The sequence below is a fragment of the Stutzerimonas tarimensis genome (assembly GCF_042648805.1).
Lineage (GTDB): Bacteria > Pseudomonadota > Gammaproteobacteria > Pseudomonadales > Pseudomonadaceae > Azomonas > Azomonas tarimensis.
Map to the genome: position 1 here is coordinate 1 of NZ_JBHRXZ010000016.1, position 26,982 is coordinate 26,982.

Genomic DNA, 26,982 nt, shown 5'->3' on the forward strand with positions numbered 1-26,982 from the left:
TCTCCATGCTGGAAAGCCTGGTGGAGTGGATGGGCTACCCGCTCTACTACGCCTACGACGGCGCCCCGCCGCCGCCGCGTGCCGGTGCCGCCCACGCCACCATCTACCCCTACGGCCCGTTCCAGGTGGGCGACGGCGGCACCATCATGCTCGGTCTGCAGAACGAGCGCGAGTGGGTGCTGTTCTGCGAGAAAGTGCTGAAGCAACCCGAGCTCGCCCGTGACGAGCGCTTCGTCAGCAACGCGCTGCGCTCGGAGCATCGGACCGAACTGCGTGGGTTGATTCTCGACTGCTTCGCGCACCTGAGCTCGGAAGAGGTGATCGCAAGGCTGGATGGCGCGCCGATCGCCAATGCCCGGGTCAACGACATGCAGGCTGTCTGGAGCCACCCACAACTCACCGCGCGGCAAAGCTGGGGGGAGGTCGACAGTCCCGCCGGCAGGCTGCCGACCTTGCTGCCGCCAGGCCGAAACAACGCCTTTCAGCCGCGCCTGGATCCCGTACCGGCGCTGGGCGAGCACAGCGAGGCGCTGCTACGCGAGGTCGGCTACACCGACGCGGATATCCAGCGTCTGCGTGCCGCAAACGCGATCTGACAGGAGCTTTGACATGAATTCATCAATCATTCGAACAGCTCTCTTCGTTCCGGCATCGCGGCCGGAACGCATTCCCAAGGCCTTGGCTGCCGGAGCCGACGCGGTCATCGTCGACCTTGAGGATGCCGTGGAGGAAGCATTGAAGGAGCAGGCACGGGCTCATCTCGACGCGTTTCTCAACGCCTCGCCAGAAGCCCTTGTTCTGGTGCGAATCAACAGTGCCGGTCATCACGGCCATGATGCCGATCTGGCACTGTGTCGGCGCCATGCGGGCATAGCTGCAGTCTTGTTGCCTAAGGTTGAAAGCCCGGAGCAGGTGGCGAAGGTCGCCGCCACCGGGAAGCCGGTCTGGCCAATCATCGAGAGCGTCCAGGGGCTGCTGGCGTTGCAAGCCATCGCAGCGGCCCAAGGTGTCGAGCGGCTTTCGTTCGGCGCGCTCGACCTCGGCCTCGATCTCGGCCTCAGCAGCGGTACCGCGGCAGCCGAGCGGCTGCTCGATCAGGCCCGCTACGCAATCCTGGTAGCCACCCGTAGCGCTCAACTGGCGCCACCCTTGGACAGCGTTTTCCCCGTTATTGGAGACCATGAAGGGCTGCGCCAGGTAACTCGCAACGCCCGCGACATGGGCTTCGGCGGCCTGCTCTGCATCCACCCAGGCCAGGTCGGCGCGGTGCACGACACGCTGATGCCGAACCCCGAGGAACTGAACTGGGCACACCGGGTGCTCACTACAGGCGCCACTGGAAAAGGAGTCTTCGTGGTGGACGGCGCAATGGTGGATGCACCAGTGATCGGTCGTGCGCGTCGCCTGATCGAGAGGGCTGGAAGCGCAGCAACCTGAAAACGGAGCGGCGCCGAGGCGCCGCCCTGCCTGATTCGTTTCTGAACACCGATAAAAACAATGAGGTGAAACCCATGTTCAAGAAAACCGCCAAGGCCCTTGCCTACGCCCTTTCCATCTCCGTTGCCAGCTTTGTCCAAGCAGCCGATCCGATCGTCATAAAGTTTTCTCATGTCGTGGCAGAGAACACGCCGAAGGGCCAGGGGGCGCTGCTGTTCAAGAAGCTTGCCGAGGAGCGCCTGCCGGGCAAGGTCAGCGTCGAGGTCTATCCGAACTCGTCGCTGTTCGGCGATGGCAAGGAAATGGAAGCGCTTCTGCTAGGCGACGTCCATCTGCTGGCGCCTTCATTGGCCAAATTCGAACACTACGCCAAACCCATCCAGATCTTCGACTTGCCATTTCTATTCGACAGTCTCGAGGCGGTCGATCGTTTTCAGCAAGGTCCGCACGGCCAGGCACTTCTCAAATCCATGGAAAGCAAGAACATCCTCGGCCTGGCCTACTGGCACAACGGCATGCGTCAGATGTCGGCCAACAAGCCACTGCGTGAACCAAAGGACGCCCGCGGCCTGAAGTTCCGCGTGCAGGCCTCCCAAGTGCTGGAAGAGCAATTCAAGGCAGTACGCGCCAACCCGCGCAAGATGAGCTTTGCAGAGGTCTACCAAGGCTTGCAGACCGGCGTGGTCAATGGCACCGAAAACACCTGGTCGAACTATGAGAGCCAGAAGGTGCACGAGGTACAGAAATACATCACCGAGTCCGACCACGGGGTGATCGACTACATGGTGATCGCCAACGCCAAGTTCTGGAGCGGACTGCCGAGCGATATTCGTCAGGAGCTTGACCGGATCATGGTCGAAGTCGCAGTCGCGGTGAACGAGCAGGCGGCCGCGCTGAACCGGGAAGCCAAGGCGACGATTGCCGCCGCAGGGACCACGGAAATCATCACTCTGACTCCACAACAGCGGGCCCAATGGCGTGAAGCCATGCAACCGGTATGGAAGAAATTCGAGAACGATATTGGCGCCGACCTGATCAAGGCTGCCGAAGCCAGCAATCGCTGAGCCATAAAACCAGCGAGGCCGGCCAACCCGGCCCGCCTGGGTTCTCCTTCTTCACACTCTCACGAGCTGATGCCCATGTCTGTCCTGCGCCTGGTCTGGGACCGTTTCGAGGAGGGTTTCATCGCCTTCCTGCTGGCCACCATGACCCTAGTGACCTTCGTTTATGTGGTTCTCAACAACCTCTACACGGTTTTCTACAGCCTCGCCGAGCGCTTTCCGGCTGCAGAGGACTTCTTTTTCGCCATCGGCGACTTCATCATCAGCCTCGCCCAGGCGATGACTTGGAGTAGCGCGCTGACCAAGGCGCTATTCGCCTGGCTGATCTTTTCCGGCCTGGCGTACGGCGTGCGCACCGCCGGGCACATCGGCGTCGATGCGCTGGTGAAGCTGGCTCCACGGCACATCCAGCGCTACATCGGCATTCTCGCCTGCCTGCTCTGCCTCGGCTATGCGGCGCTGCTGACCGTCGCTAGCTACAACTGGATCTACGCGCTGTTCGTCGCCAACATCGGCGCCGAAGACCTGGGTCACATCGGTATCAAGCAATGGCATATCGGCATGATCGTGCCCTTCGGCTTCCTCATGGTGTTCATCCGCTTCGCGGAAATCTTCGTGCGCATCCTGCGTAACGAGCAGACCGGTCTGGGTCTGGCCGACGAAGCCGTGCAAGCCGCGAAGCTGGGCCTTGAGGAGCCGAAATAATGACGATCCTTTTCCTCTTCGTCGCACTGTTCGCGCTGATGCTCATCGGCGTGCCGGTGGCCGTGTCCCTCGGCCTCGCCGGCTCGCTGACCATCCTGCTGTTCAGTCCCGACTCGGTCACCTCGCTGGCGATCAAGCTGTTCGAGACCTCCGAGCACTACACCCTGCTGGCGATTCCGTTCTTCCTGGTGGCCGGCGCCTTCATGACCACCGGTGGCGTCGCCAAGCGCCTGATCGATTTCGCCAACGCGTCGGTCGGCCACATTCGCGGCGGCCTGGCCATCGGTGCGGTGATGGCGTGCATGCTGTTCGCCGCGCTGTCCGGGTCGTCGCCAGCCACCGTGGCGGCGGTCGGCTCCATCGCCATCGCCGGCATGGTCCGCTCCGGCTATCCGCAGGCCTTCGGCGCCGGCATCGTGTGTAACGCAGGTACTCTGGGCATCCTGATTCCGCCGTCGATCGTCATGGTGGTCTATGCCGCGGCCACCGAGCAGTCAGTGGGCAAGCTATTCATGGCCGGCGTGGTGCCGGGCATCCTGCTCGGCCTCGGGCTGATGGTGGCGATCTACATCGTCGCGGTTAAGAAAAACCTGCCGGCGATGCCGCGGGCGACCCTGCGCGAGTGGCTGTCGGCCGCGCGCCAGGCCGTCTGGGGCCTGCTGCTCATGGTGATAATCCTCGGCGGCATCTACTCTGGCATGTTCACGCCGACCGAGGCGGCGGCCGTTGCCGCGGTGTATTCGGCCTTCATCGCGCTGTTCGTCTACAAGGACATCACGCCGCGCGACTGCCCGAAGGTGCTGTTGGAGTCCGGCAAGCTGACCATCATGCTGATGTTCATCATCGCCAACGCCATGCTCTTCGCGCACGTGCTGACCACCGAACAGATCCCCCAGCAGATCACCGCCATGGTGCTCGAAGCCGGGCTGCAGCCATGGATGTTCCTGCTGGTGGTGAACATCGTGCTGCTGATCGCCGGTGCCTTCATGGAGCCTTCGGCGATCATCCTGATCCTCGCGCCGATCCTCTTCCCGATTGCCGTGCAGTTGGGCATCGATCCGATCCATCTGGGCATCATCATGGTGGTGAACATGGAAATCGGCCTGATCACCCCGCCGGTGGGCCTCAACCTGTTCGTCGCCTCGGCCGTGACCGGCATGCCGGTCACCCAGGTGATCCGCGCGGTCATGCCATGGCTGGCGTTGATGCTTGCGTTCCTGATGCTCATCACCTACGTGCCATGGATTTCGTTGGCACTGCCCAACTGGCTCGGGATGAACTGAGCCGTCCCAGAACTTCAGCCCTTCAGAGAAGTGAACTCGTGAAAATATTGGTATCCGTCAAACGAGTGGTTGATTACAACGTGAAGGTTCGCGTCAAGCCGGACAATTCCGGCGTGGACCTAGCCAATGTCAAGATGTCGATGAACCCCTTCTGCGAAATCGCCGTGGAAGAGGCGGTGCGCCTGAAGGAAAAGGGCCTGGCCAGCGAGATCGTGGTTGTTTCCATCGGCCCGAGCGCCGCCCAGGAGCAGCTACGCACCGCGCTGGCGCTGGGGGCCGACCGCGCGGTGCTGGTCGAGTGCGCCGAGGCGCTGAACTCCCTGGCCGTGGCCAAGCTGCTCAAGGCGGTGGTCGACAAGGAGCAGCCACAGCTGGTGATTCTCGGCAAGCAGGCCATCGACAGCGACAACAACCAGACCGGGCAGATGCTTGGCGCGCTGACCGGCTACGCCCAGGGCACCTTCGCCTCCAAAGTTGAAATGGCCGGCGACAAGCTGCGCGTCGACCGCGAAATCGACGGCGGCTCGCAGACCGTCGAGCTGGCGTTGCCGGCCATCGTCACCACCGACCTGCGCCTCAACGAGCCGCGCTATGCGTCGCTGCCGAACATCATGAAGGCCAAGAAGAAGCCGCTGGAAACACTGACCCCGGACGCCCTCGGGGTGTCCACCGCCTCCACCGTGAAGACTCTCAAGGTCGAGGCGCCCGCTACGCGCAGCGCCGGCATCAAGGTGAAGTCGGTGGCTGAACTGGTCGAGAAACTGAAGAACGAAGCGAAGGTGATCTGATGGCTATCCTGGTAATCGCCGAACACAACAATGCGGTCCTCGCAGCCGCGACCCTGAACACCGTGGCGGCTGCCGCGAGAACCGGTGGCGACATCCATGTACTGGTGGCCGGTAGTGACTGCGGCGCCATCGGCGAAGCTGCCGCGAAAATTCAAGGCGTAAGCAAAGTACTGGTCGCCGACGATGCCGCCTACGCCAACCAACTGCCGGAAAACGTCGCGCCGCTGATCGCGGGTCTCGCTACCGGCTACAGCCACGTGCTAGCCGCTGCGACCACCAACGGAAAGAACTACCTGCCGCGCGTGGCCGCACTGCTGGATGTCGACCAGATCTCCGAGATCGTCGCGGTGGAAAGCCCCGACACCTTCAAGCGGCCGATCTACGCCGGCAACGCCATCGCCACCGTGCAGTCGTCTGCATCGATCAAGGTCATCACCGTGCGCAGCACCGGCTTCGAGGCGGTGAATGCAGAAGGTGGCTCGGCCAGCGTCGTGCAGGTCCCCGGTACCGGTGACAAGGGCATCTCCGTCTTTGTCGGTGAAGAACTGGCCAAGTCCGACCGTCCGGAACTCACTGCCGCGAAGATTATCGTCTCCGGCGGTCGCGGTATGCAGAACGGCGAGAACTTCAAGCACCTCTACGCGCTGGCCGACAAGCTCGGCGCAGCGGTGGGCGCGTCCCGTGCCGCCGTGGATGCGGGCTTCGTCCCGAACGACATGCAGGTCGGCCAGACCGGCAAGATCGTTGCGCCACAGCTGTACATCGCTGTCGGCATCAGCGGTGCGATTCAGCATTTGGCGGGTATGAATGATTCCAAGGTGATCGTCGCGATCAACAAGGACGAGGAAGCGCCGATCTTCCAGGTCGCCGACTATAGCCTCGTGGGCGATCTGTTCGAGATCGTGCCAGAGCTGACCAGGCTACTCGGCTGACAATCCATGTGATCTAGCCTTGGCGCAGGATGTGGCGAAAGGTGATCGCGTAGCATCAGCTCGCATTCCCGGCACGCAACCAGCCCAGCATTGGGGCTGAAGGGCCTGGGTTTTCGGGTTCGACAGGCGCACTACCAGAACAACTTCAGCCGCGACGTCGATCACCTCCGGGTAAACATCGACTACACCCTCGCGCTCTGGTAAGCGATGTCAGGCCGGGCTGTTGAGCTTGGCCCGGCCTGTGACCCTGCTACGAACTCGAGTCAGAGCGCCCAGCGCAACTGCGTGGGCAGGGAGGAAGGGATTCCGCTTGGGGCGGTAGATCCGGCAGTGCAAGCACTCGCTTGAGTACCTGTGCCTCCAGCGCCGCGAGGGCCGCCCCGCCACGATTGCGCGGGCGGGGAATATCAACGATGAGGTCGAGGCCGATGCGCCCCTCCTCAATGAGAATGATCCGGTCGGCCATTGCCACCGCCTCGCTGACATCGTGGGTTACCAGCAGCACGGTGAAGCCATGCCGCTGCCACAAGCGTTCGATCAATTGCTGCATTTCGATACGGGTAAGTGCGTCCAGCGCGCCGAGCGGTTCATCGAGCAACAGCAGGCGTGGTTGGTGAATCAACGCTCGAGCCAGCGACACGCGCTGTTTCTGCCCGCCGGACAATGCCGCCGGCCAGTCAGTGGCACGCTCGGCCAACCCGACCGCCCCCAGAGCATCCGCGGCCTTCGGGCGCCAATCGCCGTTCAAGCCCAGGCCGACGTTATCGATCACCCGCTTCCACGGCAGCAGCCGCGCGTCCTGAAACATCAGACGAATGTCGTCCTGCGCAGCCCCGAGCGGACCATTACCAGCGTTCAGCGCACCATCGCTCGGCCGTTCGAGGCCGGCCAGCAGGCGCAGCAATGTGCTCTTGCCGCAGCCACTGCGGCCAACCACGGCTACGAACTGCCCGGCCGGGATTTGCAGATCGATACCTTTCAGGACAACGCGCGGGCCAAAGGCCTTGCCGATGCCTTCGATAGCCAAAGGGATGCCTGGGCGGATACTGTGCAGCGCGGTCATTGGGCACCTGCCTTTGCCTGGTAGGCCGGATGCCAGCGCAACCAGGCACGTTCCAATCCACGCGCAGCGACGTCGGCTAGTTTGCCGAGCATGGCGTAAAGCAGGATCGCCAGCACCACCACGTCGGTCTGCAGGAACTCGCGGGCATTCATCGCCAGATAGCCGATGCCGCTGTTGGCGGAGATGGTTTCCGCCACGATCAAGGTGAGCCACATGAAGCCCAGTGCGAAGCGCACACCGACCAGGATCGACGGCAGAGCGCCGGGCAGGATCACCTGGCGGAACAGCGCGAAGCCCGATAGCCCGTAGCTGCGCGCCATTTCCACCAGTGCCGGGTCGAGGTTGCGGATACCGTGGTAGGTGTTGAGGTAGATCGGGAACAGCGTGCCGAGCGCGACGAGGAAAATCTTCGCGCTCTCGTCGATGCCGAACCAGAGAATCACCAGCGGGATAAGCGCCAGGTGCGGCACGTTGCGGATCATCTGCACCGAACTGTCGAGTAGGCGTTCGCCCCATTTCGACAGGCCGGTGATGAAGCCCAGCAGCAGCCCAAGACCGCCGCCGATGGCAAAGCCGATGCCAGCGCGCCAGCCGCTGATGGCCAGGTGCGTCCAGATCTCGCCGGAGGCCAGCAGCCCCCATCCGGCCGCCATTACCGCGCTCGGAGCCGGAAGTATGCGGCTAGACAGCCAGCCGCTATCCACCGCCAGTTGCCAAGTCCCCAGTAGCGCCAGCGGTAAGGCCCACGGCGCGGCCCGCTGGGCCAGATTGTAGAAAGTCGTATTGCTCATCGCCTACCTCGAAATCCTTGTTCGCCCATAGCCATGGCCCCTTCCGTTCACGGAGGAGCGTTCGGGAGCGGGCTCGTCAACTGGCCGCAGCGGCCTTGGGCAAGATGTCACTGGAGATCATTTCGCCGAATGGGCTGACGTAGCCGCGGCTTTCAGGGCGCTGCGGCACGGCGACGTCCAGGTGCGGAAACAGCAACTCTGCCACCCGATAGCTCTCCTCCAGGTGCGGGTAGCCGGAGAAGACGAAGGTATCGATGCCCAGTGCGGCGTATTCCCTGACCCGCGCCGCTAGAGTCGGGCCGTCACCGACCAGCGCGGTACCGGCGCCGCCACGTACCAAGCCGACCCCTGCCCAGAGATTGGGGGCGACGACCAGCTTGTCGCGACGCCCCGCATGCAGCGCGGCCATCCGTTGCTGGCCGACCGAGTCGAAGCGCGCCAGCGAGGCTTGAGCCTTGGCGATGGTGCTGTCGTCCAGGTGGCTGATCAGCCGGTCGGCGGCGGCCCAGGCTTCTTCATTCGTTTCACGCACTATGACGTGCAGACGGATGCCAAAGCGCACCGTGCGCCCGTGTTGCGCAGCGCGAGCACGCACATCGGCGATCTTCTCGGCCACCGCTTCCGGCGGCTCGCCCCATGTGAGGTACAGGTCGACCTGCTCGCCGGCCAGCTCGTGGGCCGCCTCGGAGGAGCCGCCGAAATACAGTGGCGGGCGCGGCTGCTGGATCGGCGGATAGAGCAGCTTTGCACCCTTGACCTGGATGTGCCTGCCGTCGTAATCGACTGACTCACCCTCCAGTACTCGTCGCCAAATGCGGGTGAACTCTACCGAGGCTTCATAGCGCTCAGCATGGCTGAGATTGAGGCCATCTCCAGCCAGTTCGTCCGGGTCACCGCCTGTGACCAGATTGAACAGCGCACGCCCGTTGGACAGCCGATCAAGAGTTGCCGCCTGACGCGCAGCCACCGTAGGCGAGATGACGCCCGGGCGCAGGGCAACCAAGAATTTCAGCTTCTGCGTCACCGGAATCAACGAGGCAGCCACCAGCCAGGAATCTTCGCAAGAGCGTCCCGTAGGAATGAGCACGCCACCGTAGCCGAGTCGGTCAGCGGCCTGAGCGACCTGGGTGAGATAACCGTGGTCGACGGCGCGGGCGCCTTCGGCGGTGCCCAGATACTTGCCGTCGCCGTGGGTGGGCAGAAACCAGAAGATGTTCAGGCTCATGAGTATCAGCTCCGTATCGCTTTGGCCCGCCGCGGCGGGCGAGAAATGGATGACGTTTATTCCGGGTACTGCGCGATGCTCTTGGGCGCGGTCCAGATCATGTCCTGAATGACGAGCCTTTCCGGAATCAGCTTGAGCTCGGTGAAGGTGTCGGCGATGTCCTGCTGCGCACGCACCACGGCTGGGCTGATCGGCTTGGCACCGTAGCCTTGGCGAACGACGGCCTTGCGGGTGATCTCGCTGGAAAGGCCGAGCAGAGGTGCCACTTGAGCGGTCGCCTCGTCGACGTTGTCTTCGACCCAGTGACCGATATCACGGATCTCGTCGATCAGCGTGGTGATGACATCGGGGTTGCGATCAGCGAACGGTCTGGCGGCTAGATAGAACTGGTGATTGCTGACCAGACCCTGGCCGTCACGCAGTGTGCGTGCCTGCAGTTGTTCCTCGGCGGCGGCCTGGAAGGGATCCCAGATCACCCAGGCATCGACGCTGCCGCGCTCGAATGCCGCTCGGGCATCGGCCGGCGGCAGATAGACCGGCTGGATTTCGCTGTACTCGAGCCCGGCCGACTCCAGCGCGCGCACCAGCAGGTAATGCACGTTGGAGCCCTTGTTGAGGGCGATCTTCTTGCCCTTGAGTTCGCTTAGCGAGCGGATCGGCGAGTCCTTCGGCACCAGAATCGCCTCGCCACTCGGCGCCGGGGGTTCATGGGCGACGTAGAGCAGAGCGGCGCCGGCCGCCTGGGCGAACACCGGAGGGGTCTCACCGGTCACGCCGAAGTCGACGGAGCCGACGTTAAGCCCTTCGAGCAACTGCGGCCCTCCGGGAAACTCGGTCCAGCGCACCTCGAAACCCTGGTCGGCCATGCGCTTTTCCAGCGTGCCGCGGGCCTTGAGCAGCACCAGCGTGCCGTATTTCTGATAACCGATGCGCAGGACGTTGTCCTGCTTCGATTGAGCCTGAACCTGGGTGATGGCGCCGAAAGAAATGGCCGCGGCAAACAGGGCGACCAGTCCTCGACGCAAAGTGTTGGTGCGCATGGCACTCTCCTTTGCAGTCTGGATGTGGATTTACGGCCTGCTTGCCCGTTGACGGGCGAGTGAGACTGTAGAAAACCGCCGCAAGGCGGAAGTTGCGCAAGTAGCCCGGAGGCTATCCGGGAGTACGGGAGTAGATATTCAGCGTGCGCTGATCAGGCGCTCCAGCAACAGCTGCGGATCGAGCAGCGGAAATCCTCGGACAAGCGCGGCGTACGGATGCTGCTGCGACTCGTCCAGGCGCGGTTGCTTTGCATCAGCGATTGGGCTGAGGGGTGAGGCGCAGGTAAGGCTTCACGGCGCGGTAGCCTTTCGGGAAACGCTGCTTGATCTCTTCCTCGTCCTTCAGCGACGGCACGATCACAACCTCATCACCGTCCTGCCAGTTGGCCGGGGTAGCGACCTTGTGGTTGTCGGTCAGCTGTAGCGAATCGATCACCCGTAGAATCTCGTGGAAGTTGCGCCCGGTGCTCGCCGGGTAGGTGATGGTCAGGCGCACCTTCTTGTTCGGATCGATTACGAACAGCGAACGCACCGTCAGGGTGTCATTGGCGTTCGGGTGGATGAGGTCATACAGCTCGGAAACCTTGCGGTCGGCATCGGCCAGAATCGGAAAATTTACCCGGGTGTCCTGCGTCTCGTTTATGTCGTCAATCCATTTGATGTGCGAATCCACCGGATCCACCGACAAGGCGATGGCCTTGACGTTGCGCTTGGCGAACTCATCCTTCAACTTGGCCGTGAAGCCAAGTTCCGTGGTGCACACAGGGGTGAAGTCGGCCGGATGGGAGAACAGCACGCCCCAGCTGTCACCAAGCCACTCGTGGAAACGGATGCGGCCTTCACTGGAGTCCTGCTCGAAGTCGGGGGCGATGTCGCCGAGGCGGATGGTCATCTGTTTGCTCCTTTGTGATGTTGAGGCATCGGGTGGATTCACTATGCGCAGAATCGAACCGCCTTAAAAAGAATAAATAATGATTTATTTATATCTGTTTGATCTATTAAAAAAACCCAAGCGCACCCTGAAATCTCCAGACGCTCAATAGCGTCGCGACTCAGGCAGGATTGCAAGGCGTTGTGCCCGCGGCCCCCGGCCCACCTTGTTTCCCAAGGAGCAAGGTGTCATCGTCACGGCTGCCATCGAAAGCTGACCACCAGGAGAACCGCCATGTTCATCGCCATGAATCGCTTCCGGGTCAACCCCGAGAGGACGAACGAGTTCGAACAGATCTGGCTGGAACGGGAAACCCACCTGCAGGGCCTGCCCGGTTTTGTCGAGTTCCATATGCTGCGCGGCCCCAGGGAGGAAGATCACATGCTCTACGCCTCCCACACCATCTGGAAATCGCGCCAGGACTTCGAGGCCTGGACACACTCCGAGGCGTTCCGCGCCGCACACGCCAACGCCGGCCAGAGCCGCCGCGAGGGCCTTTACCTGGGCCCGCCGAAGTTCGAGGGTTTCGAGGTCATCCAGACGATCAGCGACGCGAGCGACGCCTGAACCTGGCCGTGCCCGCACGGGCGAAACGCTCCCGCCAATGCTTCGGTGACACGCCGAACCAACGGGTGAAGGCGTGAGAGAAGCCGGAGGTCTCCGGCGCGTGGATAAAGCCAACCTCCAGTAGCGACCACCGCTTTCCAGTGCGCGTCTCATGACATGCTGATCGGCCCAGGTATTACGACAATGCTGTGATGGCCCTGCCTGCGATTCTTCGAGGGAATATATCGCTTGAATCAAGAAATATTGGTGATCGACGCGGTCGCAAGGAGAACCAAGGAGAGCCGCCATGCAAGCCAGTATCAACCCAGGCAGCTGACCTGCAGGACATGGCTGATGCGTGAGCCGTCCCAGACATAGCGCAGGTGCCTGCCCTGTGTGGGGGTAGACAGGGCAGGCGGACGGAAAACCGCGGCGCATTCATGGCCTGGCGCCCGAACGCTGCGATAGAGGACGCCCCAGCTCCCCGCGTCTCTGAGTTCCCGACCGACACGCTGGGGGGCGGGGTAGCTGGCTGGGTCAGGGGAATGCAGCTCCTGTACCGACCGCACGTCATGCAGCGGTTGCACCACCTGGTTGACGTAGGTTCGCATCGTTATTTCGAGTGGCCCCTCCCCTGTTGCCGCGAGGAAGCGCTCCCGGTGAAAGCGGGTTTCGGCAATCGCTGCGCTTTCGCTGCTGGCGCAGTAATACACGCCGTAAGTGCCGTCCGTGAAGCGGCTCTGCCTCCCAATGTGAGTGAAAGCGGCCATGACCGGGCTGCTGCCGGGGCCGCTGATGCGGTCATGAGCCGGCACCCGCTCGATCACGCCGGCCTCTTCCAGCAGGCGCTCGTTGGTCAGGCTCTCGATTGCATACGCGACCTCAAGCTCTGACGGATCAAGCACATCCTCAAACAGCCGGATCGGCGGGAAGGCACTGGCGATGATGCGGTATGCCGCGCGCCAAGCGGTGTCGTGGTTCAATTCGATGGTGTCGAACGATTTCAGGCCCGCCGTGATCCCTTGCATCACCAGCCCCGTTGCGCGTCGAGATACCGGCGCACGTCGGCAAGATCGACGACCCGGCCAGCCAGCATGTAGTCCAGAGCACTGCGCCCGTTGAACGGAGCGGCGGCGTTGGGCCGCTTGATCCAGCCCCAGGCGGACTCGGGATGGTTGCTGAAAATGATGCTGAGCGCCTTGTGGATGCCCATCACATACGAGACCCGCTCAAGCGTGTCGTGAGGCAGCCGCACAGGCTCCAGCCGCTTGTACTTGTGATAGGTCGTTGTGCCGACCGAGCCGAGCAGCACGCGCTGCTGCGCCGGGGTGCAACCCCACTTGTCCGTCACGTTGAAGAAGAACTTCAGCGCCACCTTTCCAGCATCCGGAGTATTGGTCATGGCGATCTGGGCGGTCATGGGCACCTCCGCTGGAACCTTAGTCTGTGCCGTCAGTGTAATACTTTAGTGTACCAATACAAGAATATAAGCCACATGCGTAGTTCGCCCAGCCCAGCAGCGCCGACGCCCCAGTGCCGAACATCAGGCCGAACACCATTCCCACGCGACCCGGCACCGCTTCTAGGGCGTATACCGTGGCCGAGCAGCCCCCCGTTTTTTCACGACCAAAGATAGGCCCCGCATTTCGCCCGAAATGGGCCCGCTTTTCGTAGGAGCGACCCTGGTCGCGAAGGGCCCGGCGCCGGTGCCCACCCGATTCGCGAGCAAGCTCGCTCCTACGGGAGCAACTGCACGGCGGCTTTCGGGCGGGGGTTGCCGAGGCGTGTACATGTAGTTGTCGGGATTGCCGGCCAGGAAATCATCCACCTGCGCTAGCGAGTCATGGCCTGCTGGAGCGGGCCAAAGAGCAACCCTATCCATCGAGCCCTCGCAGCAAGGCCTCGTGAAACACGTCTGGCGACTCGACCTGCGGTGAGTGGCCAAGCTCGGGGAATGGCACCAGGGTTGCGTTGGGTATCATCGCGGCGGCCTGGCGACCCAGCTCGGGATAGTCGCCCAGGCGCTCGGCCACTTCCTTCGGCGCACGGTTGGCGCCCGGTGCGGTGCGGTCCTTGCCGCCGATCAACAGTACGGTGGGCACCTCGAGTTTGTCGAACTCGTGGATCACTGGTTGGGTGAAGACCATCTCGGAGGTCTGCGCCTGGTTCCAGGCCACGATTTCCTTGCCTTCACCGGCATACATCCCCGCCAGCATGGTCACCCAGCGTTCGTACTCCGGCTTCCAGTCGCCATCGTAATAGACCTTCTGCTGGTAGCCCTTGATCCTGTCGAAGTCGGTTTTCAACTCGCTCTGATACAGCTCGTCGATGGAAGCATAGGGCACGCCTTTGGCCTGCCAGTCTTCAAGACCGATGGGATTGACCAGCACCAGCTGCTCAACGCTCTCGGGGTAATTGAGCGCGAAGCGGGACGCCAGCATGCCACCCATGGAATGGCCGACCAGGGTGACCTCCTCGACATCGAGCGACTGCAGCAATGCCCGGGTGTTGTGCGCCAGTTGCGAGAAGCTGAACTGATAGCCCTCTGGTTTGCTGGAGCTGCAGAAGCCGACCTGGTCGGGTGCGATCACCCGATAGCCGTGCTCGGAGAGCACCTTGATGGTCTCTTCCCAGGTCGCTGCGCAGAAATTCTTGCCATGCATCAGCACCAGGGTGCGGCCATTGGCCTTGTCGGTCGGCGCGATGTCCATGTAGCCCATGAACAGCGGCTGGCGCTGAGACGAGAACTCATGGCGCTTGAGCGGGTGCGGGTAGCTGAACCCTTCTAGGTGTGGGCCATAGGTTGGCGGCTGCTCGGCATGCAGCGCCGGAGTCAGGACAATTCCGCTGGAGAGGATCAGGAAAGACAGACCTTTCATTACGCATCGGCTCCTTGTCGATCAAGTTGGCGTTGGGAAGCGCTGTTGCGTGCCGGCCCCTCTTGGTTACTTGATGGGCCACCGACGCATCAGCGCAGTTGCAACTATCTTGTAGTGCGAAACCGGGGCCAAAGGTTGCCTGGACTCCGACAGAATTCAGCCAAGCAGCGCTATAGGAGAGCGACAATGCTGAGCAAGAACAGGATCGGCCTGTGGTATGACGGCACCGCACTCGACTGACGGTCGAGTTCACCCTTCTGGGCCTCCCCTGCCTGGGCCTGAACGGCGGCCCGGCGTTCAGGCACAGCGAAGCCTTTTCGTTCCAGGTGGCGACCGACGACCAGGCCGAGACCGACCTCGAAGCGGCCCGCCGCAGCTGATGGGAACCGAGCGGCGATTCGCGGACCGACTGCATTCAAAGTAGCCGGCGCTACCGGTCAGTATCCGGAGTCGACGCGCAGCTGCCGCAGGCGACTGCGGGTTCGGGAAAAGTCGGTGTGCGCGCCTTCGCTGAGCAGCGTCTCGGGCGATGCCTCGCTCACCAGCAGCAGCTGGTTGCCGCCGTCATAGAGGATATCCACCAGATTCAGGAAGCGCTGCTGGACGTCGATGCCCTGCCCGTCCAGCGGCGGTACACCACTCACCGCCAGATGCCGGAAACCTTCGCTGAGCCAGAGGAAGTCAGCGCTGGCCCGGGGCAGTCGGCAGAGTTCGTCGAACGTCGCCCATGCCCGCTCGCCTTCGTGCGCCAGCAGCCGCAGCGGGCGATTGTGGACGTCCAGCGACACCTCACGTTCGGCCGCCTCGCTCAATGGCAATCCTTCGGCCACCGCATCAGCCTGAAGCTCGAACGGCGCCACCCGGTATTCACCCCAGACATGCCCCGGACGCTCGCGATAATCCTCGCCACCGTCGAGATTGACGACGGCAAAGCGCTTTTCGATCAGGGCGATGGCCGGCTCGAAACGATCGCGGTACAGCGGATTGGGACAAAGTCCGCGGGGCGGATAGTTGGACGTACAGACCAGCCCCACACCCTCCTCCACCAGGCAGGTCAAAAGCCGGCCCAGCAGCATGGCGTCGCCAATGTCGTGGACATGGAACTCGTCGAAACACAGCAGGCGGGTCTCGGCAGCGATCTCTCGGGCAACCAATGCCAGGGGATCGGCCCGGCCGGTGAGCTGGCGCAGATTCAGCTGGATCTCATGGAGAAAGGCATGGAAATGCACGCGTCGCTTGGCCACCAGGGGCGCGGCGTTGAAAAAGGCGTCCATGACAAAGCTCTTGCCACGCCCTACCCCGCCCCACAGATACATGCCGGCCGCAGGACGGCGCAGCCAGCTGCCCCGACCGCGCAGCCAGTCTTCACACCAGCCCGCCAGTTGCCTGATGGCGCCGCTCTGTGCAGGATCGGCCCGGTAACCCCGGGCCTCGAGCAGTTGATCGAAATGCTGCTCGATCCCCGGCGCGACAAGCTGCCGGGGCAACTCCCGACTGGACTTCAGCGCGTCAGAAGTCAAAGAACACCGTTTCCGACTCACCCTGCAGGTAGATATCGAACCGGTAGGCCAGCTGCCCGTTCACTTCACACCGCTTGGCAATCAGGGTGTCGCGGCGAGGAACCCACTCGATCATGTTCAGCACCGGGTCGCTGCCGTTGGCTTCAACCTCGTCTTCGAAATAGATCCGCGTATGCAGGTGAATGTTGATGCCCCGGGCGAACAGCGACACGTTGATATGTGGCGCCATCGGTGCCCCGGCGCGGTTGTTCACCACGCCGGGCTTGACGGTCTTCAGCGTCCATTCGCCAGCATCGAAGGTGGTCGCGGTGCGGCCGAAGCTGTTGAACGGCTGCTCCAGGTCGTAGCGGGTGTGGTAGCGGCCTTCGCTGTCGGCCTGCCAGAACTCCAGGAACGAGTCGCGCACCAGATGGCCGCCGCCATCGTAGACGTTGCCGATCAGGATGATGTGCTCGCCCGGCGCATCGGGCTTGGCCATTTCGTTCCAGATTTCCTGGTCACGGGGCGGGTTGCCGGCAGCGGCCAGTGCCAGGCCGATGTGTACGTAGGGGCCGGCGGTCTGGGAAGGGGTCTCCGGCAGCAGTTGAACAGGCATGGGGGTCTCCTTCTCAGCGGTTTTCAAAGTGGGTCTGGCGCTGGCCACGCAGCACGATGTCGAAGCGATAGGCCAGGCAGTCCATTGGATTGGCATTACCCATGTCCAGCCTGGCGACCAAGGTCTGGACCGCTTCGGGGTTGGCGATGGTCTTGACGATCGGGCACAGCGGGATCAACGGGTCGCCTTCGAAATACAGCTGGGTGATCAGGCGGGTCGAAATCGACGGGCCGCTGATGGAGAAGTGGATGTGCGCTGGCCGCCAGTCGTTCGGCCCGTTGCGCCACGGATAGGGGCCGGGCTTGATGGTGCGGAACATGTAGTTGCCGTCACGATCGGTCAGGGCGCGGCCCACGCCGCCAAAGTTCGGGTCCAGCGGCGCCACGTAACGATCGTTCTTGTGCCGGTAGCGGCCACCGGCGTTGGCCTGCCACATCTCCACCAGGGTATTGGGGATCGGCTTGCCGTACTGGTCCAGCACCCGGCCGGAAACGATGATCCGCTCGCCGATGGGCAGACCGCCGTTGTTGAAGTTCAGCAGCAGGTCGTTGTCATGCTCGCCGAATTTCAGGTGCGAGAAATCAGGGCCGGTGGTCTCGGAAACCGACGCCGGAATGCTGATCAGCGCCTGACGGGGCGAGCGGGCGACCGAGGTCTTGTAGTCCGGCGTGAAGGCTTTCGGATGCCAGTTGCGGTCACGGGCGACGAACAGGCTGGTGTCCAGATCGGACATGACAGTGCTCCTTGTTGGATTTGAATGAGCGCGTGCGATGCAGGCAGGGCCGAGTGTGCGTCAGGGTGCCGCAGCTGGAAATTGAAAGGATAAGAGCCATCCATAACCATATGGTTATCAAGATGTGCGGCCAGCCGATGCATTGATCAACTTCGTTCTTCGCTCGGCCGGGCTCTTCTTTCCCAGAAACGCCACCCTGGGCCGCCTACCCCATCACTGGCTTCAATAATGCCTGGGCTTCGAACAGCGGCATCAGGTAACGCAAGCGCATCTCCTCCAGGCTGACCCGTGAGGCGTGGGTTGTAAGCGAGAGTGTCGCGCGCAGCACGCCCGCGCGATCGTACAGCGGAACCGCGATCACCCGCATGCCCACCTCGAACTCCTGATCCACCAGGGCAAAGCCTTGCTCGGCGATTTCCCGCAGTCTTTTCCGAACGGCGTCCGGGTCGGTGATCGTGTGAGGCGTCAGCTGAACGAGGTCTGTCCGGGCGAAATAGTCGGCCTGGGCCTGCTGGTCGAGCGAAGCGAGCCACAGCCGTCCGCTCGCCGTGCAGTACAAGGGTACCAGCGAGCCGGGACGGATCGACATCGAGGCGATATGGCTATAGCGGCTGCGGACGATGTGGACGATGTCGTCGCCGTCACGCACCCCCACCGAGACATGCTCGCCCGTATTGCGCGCCACCTGTTCCACGATCGGCCGCAGCATGCGCGGCAGTTGCGCCGAATCGACGTAAGCCTGGCCAATACGCAATGCCCGGGCAGTGAGCCAGTAATGGCGTCCATCGGTCTCGGCAAATCCTTCATGCACAAGGGTGAGCAGAAAACGCCGGGTCGCGCTGGGTGTCATGCCGGAAAGCCGGGCCGCCAGCGGCACGCTGAGCCGGGGGCGTTGTTCGTTGAACAGCTGCATCAGCGCCAGCCCCTTTTGCAGGCCGGCAATCAAGTCCCGGTCGTGAATGCGCGGTTCTTTCATGAAGATGTCCAGTTCGCCTCATAAAGCGATTATCGCAACAAGAAAGCGATTATCAACAGATTCGCGCGCGTTTCGCTAGAGCCAGACGTGGACTGCTGCCATGCTCACCTGACAAGAACAACGCCAGGAAACCACCATGATCCGAGGCTCGACCGAACTGGTAGCCATCGTAGGCTCCCCCATCGCCCAGGTGAAATCGCCTGAGAACTTCAACGCCTGGTTTGGCCAGCAGAACCAGGACCGCGCCATGATTGCTATCGACCTGGCCCCCGACGCCCTGGAGGAATTCATTGCCACCCTGCGAGGCTGGCGCAACCTGCGTGGTTGCGTGGTCACCGTGCCCTACAAGCAGCAGCTCGCCGAATGGCTCGAGCATCTCAGCCCACGTGCGGCCGCGTTGCATTCGGTAAATGTCATCCGGCGCGAGGCGGATGGCAGCCTGAGCGGAGACAACGTCGACGGTGAAGGATTTATCAAGGCTGCCGCGCGTCAGGGTTTTGTCCCAGGAGGGCGTACCGCGCTGGTGATCGGCTCGGGCGGTGTCGGCAGTGCCATCGCCTACTCCATGGCCGAAGCAGGAATCGCCCAACTGACGGTGGTGGACGCTTCCAGGCAGCGCGCCGATTCTCTGGCCGGGATTCTGCGCGACGACTTTCCAGGGTTATCGATAAGCACCCACTACGAAACCCTGGCGGGCTTCGACCTGGTGGTGAACGCCTCGCCGGTGGGCATGGGCGACAGCGAGGAGCTACCGCTGCCCCCGGCACAACTCGACACGCTGTCGCCCGCCACGCTGGTGGCTGACGTGGTCACCCGACCCGAGATAACCCCTTTGCTCGCAGCTGCCCGCAGGCGCGGTTGCCGCATCCAGACCGGTGCCGAGATGGCCATCGCTCAGCTCGGCAACCTCGGCGCCTATCTCGGCGTCACCCCTTTGGACATTTGAGGAGCCTCTCATGTACTACGAACTTCGCACCTACACCATCAAGCCCACCCGGCTCGCCGACTGGCTGGCGCTCTACCAGAGCGATGCGCTCGCCGTGCAGACCGAGCACCTGGGCGAACTGGTGGGATTTTTCACCACGGAATTCGGCGAGGCCAATCAGGTGGTGCACATCTGGGCCTACCAAAGCCTCGATGACCGCGCGGCGCGGCGCGCACGCATGAGTGCCGACCCGCGCTGGGCAGCATTCTCGCGAAAGAACAGAGAGCTCGATGCTGTGGTGCGGCTGGAATCGCGCCTGATGAGGCCGACCGGCTTCTCTCCACTGCAATGATCGGGAGGTCGGCATGGACAGCACGGCACTGGACTGCGATGTTCTGGTCATCGGCTCCGGCGCAGCCGGCCTTGCCACAGCGGTGACCGCCGCACACCACGGACTGCAGGTGATCGTGGCGGAAAAGGCCGAGGTGCTGGGCGGCACCAGCGCCTGGTCCGGCGGCTGGATGTGGATTCCACGGAATCCACTGGCCGTTGAAGAAGGCTTTGTGGAGGAAGCGGGCGCGGCTGAACGCTATCTATGCGCCGAGCTGGGACGGGACAGGCTGGATGCCAGGCAACTCGCCTATCTGCACCACGGCCCCAGGATGGTCGACTTTTTCCGCCGGCATACCCGGGTTCAGTTCTTTTCCGGCAGCCGAATGCCGGACATGCGTGAGTCACCAGGTTTCGCCCCGGGCGGTCGCTCTCTGTGTGCGCGACCGTTCGACGGGCGTGCACTGGGGGACTGGATACACAAGCTGCGTCCTCCGCTCGATCTTATCAGCCTCGGTGGCATGGGCATCGCAGGCGGCGCCGATCTCACTCACTTCCTCAACGCCACCCGGAGGCCCCGCTCTGCAGTACATGCCGCCACGCGGCTGTACCGCCATGGGCGCGACCGGCTTCTGCGCGGACGTGGTCTGCACCTGGTCAACGGCAACGCGCTGGTGGCCCGGCTGTTGCGTAGCGCGCTGGATGCCGGCGTGACCCTGTTGACCGAACACGCAGCCATTGAACTGACCCGCTACGCAAACTCGGTCACCGGGGCGTGGCTGCAGCACCACGGCCGGCCGCTACAGGTGGTCGCCCGGCGGGGCGTGGTGCTCGCCTGTGGCGGCTATCCGCACGACAGGACACGCCTTGCGGAATTGGGCCAGCAACACCACTCGGCCGCGCCCGAGAGCAACAGCGGCGACGGCCTGCGTCTTGGCGAAGCCGTGGGTGCGCAGTTAGCCACGGATCTGGCGCAGCCCGCTGCCTGGGTGCCGGTCTCGCTGATGCCCAGGCGCGATGGCAGCACAGGCGCTTTCCCGCATCTGATGGAGCGCGCCAAGCCCGGCTTCATCGCGGTGCGCTCCGACGGTCGCCGCTTCACCAACGAAGCCGACTGTTATCACGATTTCATGCAGGATCTTTTCGCCTCGACGCCGGAAGGCGAGCAGCCCCACGCCTGGCTGATCGCCGAGGCGCCTGCACAGCGGCGCTACGGGCTCGGTGCGGCGCGCCCCTTCCCCTTTCCGTTGCGCCGGTTTCTGCGCACGGGCTATCTCCAGTGCGGCGCCACGCTGGCCGAGCTGGCCAAGCGCTGCGGAATCGATGCGCTACAGCTGCAACGCACCGTCGCCGAATTCAACCAGCACGCGCTCGTCGGAGAGGACCCGCTTTTCGGGCGCGGCGGCTCCGCCTATAACCGGGCCCAGGGGGAACCGCTGCATGGCCCGAACCCTTCACTTGGTCCGCTCACCCGCGGCCCCTTCTTTGCGGTGCGATTGCTGCCGGGTAGCCTGGGCACCTTCGCGGGCCTGCGCACAGATGCAAACGCACGGGTAATCGACCAGGGCAACCAACCCATCGCCGGATTGTTTGCAGTCGGCAACGACATGGCCAGCGTGATGGATGGCCATTACCCCAGCGGCGGCATCACTCTTGGTCCGGGCATGACGTTCGGCTACCTGGCCGGTCTGGCGCTGGCCGAACGCGAGCGGGCGTAGTCTGCAAGCGCCGCTGAACGCCCCTCGCTCGGGTGCATCCGCTTCGTGATCCTGAAAAGCATGGCCCTGCCCTGTGCAGGATCGAATCATCGCTCGTCCCGGCTCACCTGCGGCCTGGCAGGCGAGCCGGGGCTCAATTGGACTCTGTTGCGATCAAGGCTCTGCGATCCCCAGTTCTTCCGGAGAGCGCTGTGCAGCCCCTGCCCGATAGATCGACCAGGCTGTCACCGATTGCCAGCGGTTCAGGTAGGCACTCGCTTCCTCGCCGCTGAGGTTGAGCGGCCGGGCGCCAAAGCCGGCCAACGCCTGCTGGAATTCGGGCGACGCGGCAGCCTGCCGATAGGCGTCTTCCAGGGTCCGCTTGATCGCCTCGGGGGTGTCCTTGCGCACGAACACTCCCCAGAAAGTGCCCCAGGGCATGAAGGGCCGCATTTCCGGGATGCTTTCGGTGATGGCCGGCACCTCCGGGAGTTCTGGATGGCGTTCATCACTGAGCACCGCCAGGGCGCGAAGACGACCGGCCTGGATCTGCGACTTGGTCGGGCCGAGGCTGAGCGGCATGAAGTCGATATGATTGCCCATGAGTGCCGTGATGCCAGGCCCGTCCCCGCCAAAGGTCACCTCGCGTACCTTGAGTTCACGCACAGAGTTGACCATGGAGTGCACGGTGGCTGGTGCTCCGCCTACCCCGACCGTGCCCATGCGCAGCTGCCCCGGGTTGGCTCCAGCGTGGTCCAGCAACGCCTGCATGCTGTCGAAGGGGCTGTCCGGATGGACCGCAATGACCACTACGCTCTGGCCCAGAATGCTCACCGGATGCAGCACCCGGTAATCGAACTCGGCCAATCCGAGCAGGGGGTAAAGCTGGGGGTTCTCGGCGCCGTAAAGCATGGTGTAGCCATCGGCCCGCTGGCGCAGAACGTAGTCGGTGCCAATCAGACCGGTGCCTCCCGGGCGATTGCTCAGTACCAGACGACTCCCCAGGATTTTCTCGACATGCGGCGTGATTGCCCGAGCCACGCCGTCGGTGGCTCCCCCGGCACCCCAGGGCACCACTGCCTGGATATTGCGCTCCGGATATGCCGCGAGTGTCTGTGCGCCATAAAGGGCACCTGCCACCAGCGTACCGGCCAGCCATTTGTTGGTCATGCCTACCTCCAGTCTTGTTGTTGTTTGTCCTCATGACCGTACCGTCGTCGCCAGCTGTCATGCCTGCGGTCTGTATCGAGCCATGCCATTTCATGGTTGCACAAATTTCAATAAATGGAATACCGTTCCAATAACAAATCAGAACAAGATTCTGATTTCCGCCGGGCGGCTTCTCTCCGGTCAAGTGTCGTTATCGGGGCAGCCTGCGCAGACGTCCCCGGACATCGTCTTTCTCTCCAACAACAACAAGGGAAACAGCCCATGCACCAGACCTTGCAGGATTTCCAGCCGGATCAAACATTTGACATTGTGGTGGTCGGTGCCGGGGGGGCGGGCATGTCAGCCGCGTTGTTCGCAGCCCTGCGCGGCGCCAAGGTGCTGCTGTTGGAAAGCACCGAGTATGTGGGCGGCACCACCGCATTTTCCGCAGGCACCACCTGGATACCCAACAGTCAGCACGCCAGCAGCGTCGCGCCGGGTGGTGACAGCCTGGACAAGGCGCGCGGCTTTCTCGACCGTTCGGTGGGGGACTGCTCAGCGCAGGCGTTGCGTGAAACCTTTCTGCACGCCGGACCCCAAGCGGTCGCCGAGATCGAAGCACATTCGTCCGTGAAATACCGAGCTCGCCCGTTCCACCCGGACTACCTTTCGGAGCTGGAAGGCTCGACGCTTTGCGGGCGCGCGCTGGAGCCGCTGCCTTTCGATGGGCGGCTGCTGGGCAAACGCTTCGCGCTGGTCCGCCCGCCGATTCCCGAATTCACCGTGCTGGGCGGGATGATGGTGGATCGCGACGACGTCGCGCACCTGCTTGGCCTGACCAGAAAATGGGCGTCCTTCAAGTATTCTTGCAGCCTCCTCGCCCGCCACCTCCGCGATCGCCTTCGCCATCCCCGTGGTACCCGTCTGGTAATGGGCAATGCATTGGTGGCGCGGTTGCTGCATTCGCTGGATCAGCGCGAAGTCCCGATCCTGACCAGCGCCACGCTGGAGCGCATCGAGCGAGACGGCGGACGAGTCTGCGCCATCGAAGTCAGTCAGGCTGGAGTGCGGCGGCGCCTGCGCATCGAGGGCGGGCTGATCCTGGCAGGCGGCGGCTTCAATCGGCATCCCGAGCGCCGTCGGAAGCTGCTCGGTGAGATCGACCCTGGCTGGTGCCCGGCAGCGCCAGGCCATACCGGCGCGGCCCATGACTTGGCGGAAGCCGTCGGCGCGCGCTACGGGGAAAGCGGGCTGAGCAATGCCTTCTGGGCGCCCGTGTCGATCCGCAAGAGGCCTGACGGCAGCCAGGCGGTGTTTCCCCACTTCATCATGGATCGCGGCAAGCCCGGGGTAATCACCGTCGACTGGCGTGGCCGACGCTTTCTCAACGAGTCCACCTCCTATCATCTGTTCGGCCTTGGCATGCAGGCGGCGCATCGACAGGCGCCTGCGATCCCGGCGTTCCTCATCACCGATGCGGTGGGTCTGCGCAAGTACGGCCTTGGCATGGTGCGCCCGGGAGGCAGGGGCCTGAAGCCCTTCCTCCAGGATGGTTACCTCACCGCAGCCGCGACGCCTGGTGAACTGGCGAGCAAGCTGGGAATAGACCCGGCGGGTCTGGAGGACAGCCTGGCAAAGATGAACCGTTATGCCCGCGAGGGTCACGACCCAGAGTTCGGGCGTGGCAGCACCGACTACCAGCGCGCCAATGGCGACGCGACCAACCCGTTACCCAATCCCAACCTGGGTCCCATCGACAGCGCGCCCTTCTACGCCGTACGGCTCTACCCGGGCGACATTGGCGCTGCTACTGGCTTTGCCACCAACACCGAAGCTCAGGTACTTGACGCGGCCGGCGTGCCAATCGCCGGGCTGTACGCGGTGGGCAACGACATGCATTCCATCATGGGCGGCAGTTATCCCGGACCGGGCATCACGCTGGGGCCCGGCCTGGCTTTTGCCTGGGTTGCCGCAGGACATGCCGTGGCGGCTTCCAGTACGAACCGCCAACACAGACCGACCACCCAGCGCGCCAGCGTCTGATCCACACGCATACAGGTATTTCGTCATGCCTCGAGAATTGTCCCTCGCCTATCTGACCACCGAACAATCGCCCCCGCAGGCGCTGCAAACCGCGATGCGTACCGGCTACAGCTGTGCTGGCATCCGCCTGCTGCCTTCGTCACCGGGCGGCCAGGCCTATCCGCTGATGAACGATCCTCGCCAGCTCCGGGAAACCCTGGCCTGCCAGGCGGGTACCGGAGTGCGTATCGCCGATCTGGAAATGATCCGGCTGGACGAAGCCTTCAATCTTGAATCCTATCTGCGCTTTCTGGAAGTTGGCGGCCTGTTGCAGGCGCGAGCGGTGCTGGTAGCCGGGGACGACCATGACCCGTCCCGTCTCACTGCAAATTTCGCCGCCTTGTGCGAGGCCGCCCTTCCCTTCGGGCTGACCGCAGACCTCGAGTTCATGCCCTGGACCGCCGTCCCCGACCTCGCAAGCGCCTGGGGCATCGTCGAGGCTGCCAACCAGCCCAACAGTGGCGTGCTGATAGATGCCATGCACTTCGCCCGCTCCAACAGCACCTTGCAACAGCTAGCCCGTATACCCTTTCAACACCTTCATTACGCCCAACTGTGCGACGCTCCCCGAGCAGCACCAGATACGGTCGAGGGCCTGATCAATGCGGCGCGCTGCGAGCGGCTCCTGCCGGGCGAAGGTGGCCTGGCCCTGGCAGAACTGTGGAGTGGATTGCCGGCAGGGTTGCCGGTAAGCGTGGAGGTGCCCAATCACGCCGAGCGGGCCCGCCTGGGTGCCGACGGGTGGGCGCAACGGGCACGACTGGCAACCCTGGCCCTGCTCGAGGACTGCATAGCGGCATGATGCCCAAGGTCGAGTGTCGACCATTTCATCCGATTATCGCCCTATTCTTCGATCTGAGACCTTCATCCAGGCCGCCGGCCGCCAAGCCTTTTGATACTGTATTAACCAGTTAGTTACTAAAGGAGCGGTGCGGTGTCCCCTGTCATTCTCGTTCTCAACGGTCCCAATCTAAACATGCTTGGCACCCGTGAGCCTTCGACCTACGGCTACGAAACCCTGGCAGATATCGCAGAGTTGTGCCGCCGTACCGGCGAGTCCCACGGGCTGACGATCGAGTTCTTCCAGACCAACCACGAAGGCGAGCTGATCGAGCGCATCCACCATGCCCGTGGCCGCTGCGCCGGCATTCTGATCAACCCGGCTGCCTGGACCCACACCTCGGTGGCGATCCGCGATGCCCTCAGCGCAGCGGAGCTGCCGGTGATCGAAGTGCACCTCTCCAACGTGCACAAGCGCGAAGCCTTCCGCCATCACTCATTTGTCTCACCGATCGCCGTCGGGGTGATCGCCGGCCTCGGCAGCAACGGCTATCGCCTGGGCCTGGAACATTTCGCCCACCTGCTCGAAGGATTTTCCCATGAACAATAACAAGACCGCTTCCGTCCTTGCCGGCCTCATCGGCGCCGGCATCCAGCTGTCCCGTACCCCCGCGCTGCATGAACGCGAGGGCGACGCCCAGGGTATTCGCTACCTGTACCGGCTGATCGACCTGGATCAGCTCAAGCTGGACACGAACGCCCTGCCCGACCTGCTGAGTGCTGCCGAACGGATGGGATTCACCGGCCTCAACATCACTTTCCCGGCCAAGCAGGCGATCATTCCCCTGCTCGACGAATTGTCCGACGAAGCCCGTGGTATCGGTGCGGTGAATACCGTGGTCCTCAAGGACGGCAAGCGCGTCGGCCATAACACCGATGCCCTCGGTTTCGCCGAAGGGTTCCGCCGGGGTCTACCGGGGGTGGCCATCGGCCGGGTGGTGCAGATGGGTGGCGGCGGCGCCGGTGCCGCGGTGGCCCATGCGTTGCTCGCCGAGGGCGTCGAGCAGCTCAGCGTGTTCGAAGTGGAGCCGGCCCGGGCCCAGGGCCTGGTGGATAGTCTGAACGAGCGATTCGGCCAGGGTCGTGCAGTGGTTGGTCGTGACCTGGCGACTGCCATGGCCGAAGCCGATGGCCTGGTCAACACCACGCCGGTCGGCATGGCCAAGCTCCCAGGCGCCCCCTTGCCGGTCGAACTGCTGCGCCCGGCGCTCTGGGTGGCCGAGATCATCTACTTCCCACTGGAAACCGAACTGCTCAGGCATGCTCGCGCCCTGGGCTGCCGGACTCTGGATGGCGGCACCATGGCGGTGTTCCAGGCGGTCAAGGCGTTCGAGCTGTTCACCGGCGTGCAGGCCGATGCCGAACGGATGCAGGAGCATTTTCTCGGAATGTGAGGCCGGGGCCGGGGTTGCTGCTTCGGCCTTTCGCCTGGCTTTCGAGATTCGTGCCGCCAC

27 protein-coding genes and 2 pseudogenes are annotated in these 26,982 nt (G+C 63.3%); 16 read left to right on the plus strand and 13 right to left on the minus strand.

Annotated elements, in window-relative coordinates; genetic code table 11:
- The 7 genes from ACFOMF_RS05355 to ACFOMF_RS05385 form a co-directional block, all read left to right on the plus strand.
- On the plus strand, positions 1 to 596 hold a 596-nt coding region (locus tag ACFOMF_RS05355), incomplete at its 5' end, for a CoA transferase (protein ID WP_386361964.1).
- A 13-nt stretch (positions 597 to 609) separates the two neighbouring features.
- Positions 610 to 1,437: an HpcH/HpaI aldolase/citrate lyase family protein gene (locus ACFOMF_RS05360; protein ID WP_386361966.1), complete on the plus strand. Its 828-nt coding sequence runs from the start codon at positions 610 to 612 to the stop codon at positions 1,435 to 1,437.
- Positions 1,438 to 1,511: 74 nt separating this feature from the next.
- Entirely contained in the window at positions 1,512 to 2,501 is a 990-nt protein-coding gene (locus ACFOMF_RS05365) for a TRAP transporter substrate-binding protein (RefSeq protein ID WP_386361968.1), read from the plus strand.
- 75 nt (positions 2,502 to 2,576) lie between these two features.
- Entirely contained in the window at positions 2,577 to 3,203 is a 627-nt protein-coding gene (locus ACFOMF_RS05370) for a TRAP transporter small permease (protein ID WP_386361970.1), read from the plus strand.
- A complete protein-coding gene (gene dctM, locus ACFOMF_RS05375) occupies positions 3,203 to 4,486 on the plus strand; it encodes a C4-dicarboxylate TRAP transporter large permease protein DctM (protein WP_386361972.1) in 1,284 nt (427 codons plus the stop codon). Before ACFOMF_RS05370 ends, dctM begins: the two co-directional genes overlap by 1 nt.
- Positions 4,487 to 4,524: 38 nt before the next feature.
- Complete coding sequence (locus ACFOMF_RS05380; RefSeq protein ID WP_386361973.1) at positions 4,525 to 5,274, plus strand: electron transfer flavoprotein subunit beta/FixA family protein; 750 nt, start codon at positions 4,525 to 4,527, stop codon at positions 5,272 to 5,274.
- Positions 5,274 to 6,206 carry an electron transfer flavoprotein subunit alpha/FixB family protein gene (locus ACFOMF_RS05385; protein ID WP_386361975.1) on the plus strand — a complete coding sequence of 311 codons (933 nt, stop codon included), beginning with the start codon at positions 5,274 to 5,276 and terminating at the stop codon, positions 6,204 to 6,206. Before ACFOMF_RS05380 ends, ACFOMF_RS05385 begins: the two co-directional genes overlap by 1 nt.
- 263 nt (positions 6,207 to 6,469) lie before the next feature.
- Here the strand turns inward: ACFOMF_RS05385 and ssuB are convergent.
- The 5 genes and pseudogenes from ssuB to ACFOMF_RS05410 all read right to left on the minus strand — a co-directional run bounded on the left by ssuB (position 6,470) and on the right by ACFOMF_RS05410 (position 11,217).
- Positions 6,470 to 7,269, minus strand: a pseudogene (gene ssuB, locus ACFOMF_RS05390) (aliphatic sulfonates ABC transporter ATP-binding protein).
- Positions 7,266 to 8,060: an aliphatic sulfonate ABC transporter permease SsuC gene (gene ssuC / locus ACFOMF_RS05395; protein WP_386361977.1), complete on the minus strand. Its 795-nt coding sequence runs from the start codon at positions 8,058 to 8,060 to the stop codon at positions 7,266 to 7,268. Before ssuC ends, ssuB begins: the two are co-directional and overlap by 4 nt.
- Before the next feature lie 76 nt (positions 8,061 to 8,136).
- Positions 8,137 to 9,285, minus strand: coding sequence for an FMNH2-dependent alkanesulfonate monooxygenase (ssuD, locus tag ACFOMF_RS05400; RefSeq protein WP_386361979.1), 1,149 nt, complete (start codon positions 9,283 to 9,285; stop codon positions 8,137 to 8,139).
- 56 nt (positions 9,286 to 9,341) lie between these two features.
- Positions 9,342 to 10,325 (minus strand): sulfonate ABC transporter substrate-binding protein, encoded by a 984-nt coding sequence (locus tag ACFOMF_RS05405; protein WP_386361981.1) that lies wholly within the window; start codon positions 10,323 to 10,325, stop codon positions 9,342 to 9,344.
- A gap of 253 nt (positions 10,326 to 10,578) precedes the next feature.
- Positions 10,579 to 11,217: a peroxiredoxin gene (locus ACFOMF_RS05410; protein WP_386361983.1), complete on the minus strand. Its 639-nt coding sequence runs from the start codon at positions 11,215 to 11,217 to the stop codon at positions 10,579 to 10,581.
- 273 nt (positions 11,218 to 11,490) lie between these two features.
- Here ACFOMF_RS05410 and ACFOMF_RS05415 point away from each other — a divergent pair, with 273 nt between their 5' ends.
- On the plus strand, positions 11,491 to 11,823 hold the full coding sequence (locus ACFOMF_RS05415) for an antibiotic biosynthesis monooxygenase family protein (RefSeq protein ID WP_386361985.1): 333 nt from the start codon (positions 11,491 to 11,493) through the stop codon (positions 11,821 to 11,823).
- 299 nt (positions 11,824 to 12,122) lie between these two features.
- Here the strand turns inward: ACFOMF_RS05415 and ACFOMF_RS05420 are convergent, their stop codons facing one another.
- From ACFOMF_RS05420 to ACFOMF_RS05430, 3 genes are all read right to left on the minus strand, one after another.
- Complete coding sequence (locus ACFOMF_RS05420; protein WP_386361987.1) at positions 12,123 to 12,830, minus strand: RES family NAD+ phosphorylase; 708 nt, start codon at positions 12,828 to 12,830, stop codon at positions 12,123 to 12,125.
- Positions 12,830 to 13,222, minus strand: a complete 393-nt coding sequence (locus ACFOMF_RS05425) for an MbcA/ParS/Xre antitoxin family protein (RefSeq protein ID WP_386361989.1) — start codon at positions 13,220 to 13,222, stop codon at positions 12,830 to 12,832. Before ACFOMF_RS05425 ends, ACFOMF_RS05420 begins: the two co-directional genes overlap by 1 nt.
- Positions 13,223 to 13,676: 454 nt before the next feature.
- Entirely contained in the window at positions 13,677 to 14,681 is a 1,005-nt protein-coding gene (locus tag ACFOMF_RS05430) for an alpha/beta fold hydrolase (RefSeq protein WP_386361991.1), read from the minus strand.
- A gap of 236 nt (positions 14,682 to 14,917) precedes the next feature.
- Between ACFOMF_RS05430 and ACFOMF_RS05435 the strand changes: the two are divergent.
- Positions 14,918 to 15,037 (plus strand): annotated as a pseudogene (locus ACFOMF_RS05435) (VOC family protein); the annotation flags it as partial.
- Between the two features lie 81 nt (positions 15,038 to 15,118).
- Here the strand turns inward: ACFOMF_RS05435 and zapE are convergent.
- The 4 genes from zapE to ACFOMF_RS05455 form a co-directional block, all read right to left on the minus strand.
- Positions 15,119 to 16,201, minus strand: a complete 1,083-nt coding sequence (zapE, locus tag ACFOMF_RS05440; protein ID WP_386361993.1) for a cell division protein ZapE — start codon at positions 16,199 to 16,201, stop codon at positions 15,119 to 15,121.
- Entirely contained in the window at positions 16,191 to 16,796 is a 606-nt protein-coding gene (gene pcaG, locus ACFOMF_RS05445; protein WP_386361995.1) for a protocatechuate 3,4-dioxygenase subunit alpha, read from the minus strand. Before pcaG ends, zapE begins: the two co-directional genes overlap by 11 nt.
- Positions 16,797 to 16,809: 13 nt before the next feature.
- The gene (gene pcaH, locus ACFOMF_RS05450; RefSeq protein WP_386361997.1) at positions 16,810 to 17,529 is read right to left on the minus strand and encodes a protocatechuate 3,4-dioxygenase subunit beta; all 720 of its coding nucleotides are present in this window, start codon (positions 17,527 to 17,529) and stop codon (positions 16,810 to 16,812) included.
- A gap of 205 nt (positions 17,530 to 17,734) precedes the next feature.
- Positions 17,735 to 18,505 carry an IclR family transcriptional regulator domain-containing protein gene (locus tag ACFOMF_RS05455; protein ID WP_386361998.1) on the minus strand — a complete coding sequence of 257 codons (771 nt, stop codon included), beginning with the start codon at positions 18,503 to 18,505 and terminating at the stop codon, positions 17,735 to 17,737.
- 136 nt (positions 18,506 to 18,641) lie between these two features.
- On the opposite strand from ACFOMF_RS05455, the gene ACFOMF_RS05460 reads away from it, so the two are divergent.
- The 3 genes from ACFOMF_RS05460 to ACFOMF_RS05470 are packed head-to-tail and all read left to right on the plus strand — an operon-like array spanning position 18,642 to position 21,478.
- Positions 18,642 to 19,451 (plus strand): shikimate dehydrogenase family protein, encoded by an 810-nt coding sequence (locus ACFOMF_RS05460; protein ID WP_386362000.1) that lies wholly within the window; start codon positions 18,642 to 18,644, stop codon positions 19,449 to 19,451.
- Positions 19,452 to 19,461: 10 nt separating this feature from the next.
- Complete coding sequence (locus ACFOMF_RS05465; protein WP_386362002.1) at positions 19,462 to 19,782, plus strand: NIPSNAP family protein; 321 nt, start codon at positions 19,462 to 19,464, stop codon at positions 19,780 to 19,782.
- A gap of 13 nt (positions 19,783 to 19,795) precedes the next feature.
- A complete protein-coding gene (locus ACFOMF_RS05470; RefSeq protein WP_386362004.1) occupies positions 19,796 to 21,478 on the plus strand; it encodes an FAD-dependent oxidoreductase in 1,683 nt (560 codons plus the stop codon).
- A 153-nt stretch (positions 21,479 to 21,631) separates the two neighbouring features.
- Here the strand turns inward: ACFOMF_RS05470 and ACFOMF_RS05475 are convergent, their stop codons facing one another.
- Entirely contained in the window at positions 21,632 to 22,627 is a 996-nt protein-coding gene (locus ACFOMF_RS05475) for a tripartite tricarboxylate transporter substrate binding protein (RefSeq protein WP_386362006.1), read from the minus strand.
- Between the two features lie 261 nt (positions 22,628 to 22,888).
- Here ACFOMF_RS05475 and ACFOMF_RS05480 point away from each other — a divergent pair, with 261 nt between their 5' ends.
- From ACFOMF_RS05480 to ACFOMF_RS05495, 4 genes are all read left to right on the plus strand, one after another.
- Positions 22,889 to 24,649 carry an FAD-dependent oxidoreductase gene (locus ACFOMF_RS05480; RefSeq protein WP_386362008.1) on the plus strand — a complete coding sequence of 587 codons (1,761 nt, stop codon included), beginning with the start codon at positions 22,889 to 22,891 and terminating at the stop codon, positions 24,647 to 24,649.
- Positions 24,650 to 24,674: 25 nt separating this feature from the next.
- Complete coding sequence (locus tag ACFOMF_RS05485) at positions 24,675 to 25,490, plus strand: sugar phosphate isomerase/epimerase family protein (RefSeq protein WP_386362010.1); 816 nt, start codon at positions 24,675 to 24,677, stop codon at positions 25,488 to 25,490.
- 132 nt (positions 25,491 to 25,622) lie between these two features.
- Positions 25,623 to 26,078 carry a type II 3-dehydroquinate dehydratase gene (gene aroQ, locus ACFOMF_RS05490; protein ID WP_386362013.1) on the plus strand — a complete coding sequence of 152 codons (456 nt, stop codon included), beginning with the start codon at positions 25,623 to 25,625 and terminating at the stop codon, positions 26,076 to 26,078.
- Complete coding sequence (locus ACFOMF_RS05495) at positions 26,068 to 26,922, plus strand: shikimate dehydrogenase (protein ID WP_386362016.1); 855 nt, start codon at positions 26,068 to 26,070, stop codon at positions 26,920 to 26,922. The genes aroQ and ACFOMF_RS05495 overlap by 11 nt, the downstream gene beginning before the upstream one ends.
- Positions 26,923 to 26,982 lie beyond the last annotated feature (60 nt).

Coding starts and splice junctions, on each gene's coding strand:
- ACFOMF_RS05480 (WP_386362008.1), top strand. CDS start 22,889: ATGCACCAGACCTTGCAGGATTTCCAGCCGGATCAAACATTTGACATT.
- ACFOMF_RS05360 (WP_386361966.1), top strand. CDS start 610: ATGAATTCATCAATCATTCGAACAGCTCTCTTCGTTCCGGCATCGCGG.
- ACFOMF_RS05420 (WP_386361987.1), bottom strand. CDS start 12,830: ATGCAAGGGATCACGGCGGGCCTGAAATCGTTCGACACCATCGAATTG.
- pcaH (WP_386361997.1), bottom strand. CDS start 17,529: ATGTCCGATCTGGACACCAGCCTGTTCGTCGCCCGTGACCGCAACTGG.
- ACFOMF_RS05475 (WP_386362006.1), bottom strand. CDS start 22,627: ATGACCAACAAATGGCTGGCCGGTACGCTGGTGGCAGGTGCCCTTTAT.
- ACFOMF_RS05430 (WP_386361991.1), bottom strand. CDS start 14,681: ATGAAAGGTCTGTCTTTCCTGATCCTCTCCAGCGGAATTGTCCTGACT.
- ACFOMF_RS05385 (WP_386361975.1), top strand. CDS start 5,274: ATGGCTATCCTGGTAATCGCCGAACACAACAATGCGGTCCTCGCAGCC.
- dctM (WP_386361972.1), top strand. CDS start 3,203: ATGACGATCCTTTTCCTCTTCGTCGCACTGTTCGCGCTGATGCTCATC.
- ACFOMF_RS05365 (WP_386361968.1), top strand. CDS start 1,512: ATGTTCAAGAAAACCGCCAAGGCCCTTGCCTACGCCCTTTCCATCTCC.
- pcaG (WP_386361995.1), bottom strand. CDS start 16,796: ATGCCTGTTCAACTGCTGCCGGAGACCCCTTCCCAGACCGCCGGCCCC.
- ACFOMF_RS05465 (WP_386362002.1), top strand. CDS start 19,462: ATGTACTACGAACTTCGCACCTACACCATCAAGCCCACCCGGCTCGCC.
- ACFOMF_RS05370 (WP_386361970.1), top strand. CDS start 2,577: ATGTCTGTCCTGCGCCTGGTCTGGGACCGTTTCGAGGAGGGTTTCATC.
- ssuD (WP_386361979.1), bottom strand. CDS start 9,285: ATGAGCCTGAACATCTTCTGGTTTCTGCCCACCCACGGCGACGGCAAG.
- ACFOMF_RS05485 (WP_386362010.1), top strand. CDS start 24,675: ATGCCTCGAGAATTGTCCCTCGCCTATCTGACCACCGAACAATCGCCC.
- ACFOMF_RS05425 (WP_386361989.1), bottom strand. CDS start 13,222: ATGACCGCCCAGATCGCCATGACCAATACTCCGGATGCTGGAAAGGTG.
- ACFOMF_RS05410 (WP_386361983.1), bottom strand. CDS start 11,217: ATGACCATCCGCCTCGGCGACATCGCCCCCGACTTCGAGCAGGACTCC.
- ACFOMF_RS05405 (WP_386361981.1), bottom strand. CDS start 10,325: ATGCGCACCAACACTTTGCGTCGAGGACTGGTCGCCCTGTTTGCCGCG.
- ssuC (WP_386361977.1), bottom strand. CDS start 8,060: ATGAGCAATACGACTTTCTACAATCTGGCCCAGCGGGCCGCGCCGTGG.
- ACFOMF_RS05470 (WP_386362004.1), top strand. CDS start 19,796: ATGGACAGCACGGCACTGGACTGCGATGTTCTGGTCATCGGCTCCGGC.
- ACFOMF_RS05460 (WP_386362000.1), top strand. CDS start 18,642: ATGATCCGAGGCTCGACCGAACTGGTAGCCATCGTAGGCTCCCCCATC.
- ACFOMF_RS05415 (WP_386361985.1), top strand. CDS start 11,491: ATGTTCATCGCCATGAATCGCTTCCGGGTCAACCCCGAGAGGACGAAC.
- ACFOMF_RS05455 (WP_386361998.1), bottom strand. CDS start 18,505: ATGAAAGAACCGCGCATTCACGACCGGGACTTGATTGCCGGCCTGCAA.
- ACFOMF_RS05495 (WP_386362016.1), top strand. CDS start 26,068: ATGAACAATAACAAGACCGCTTCCGTCCTTGCCGGCCTCATCGGCGCC.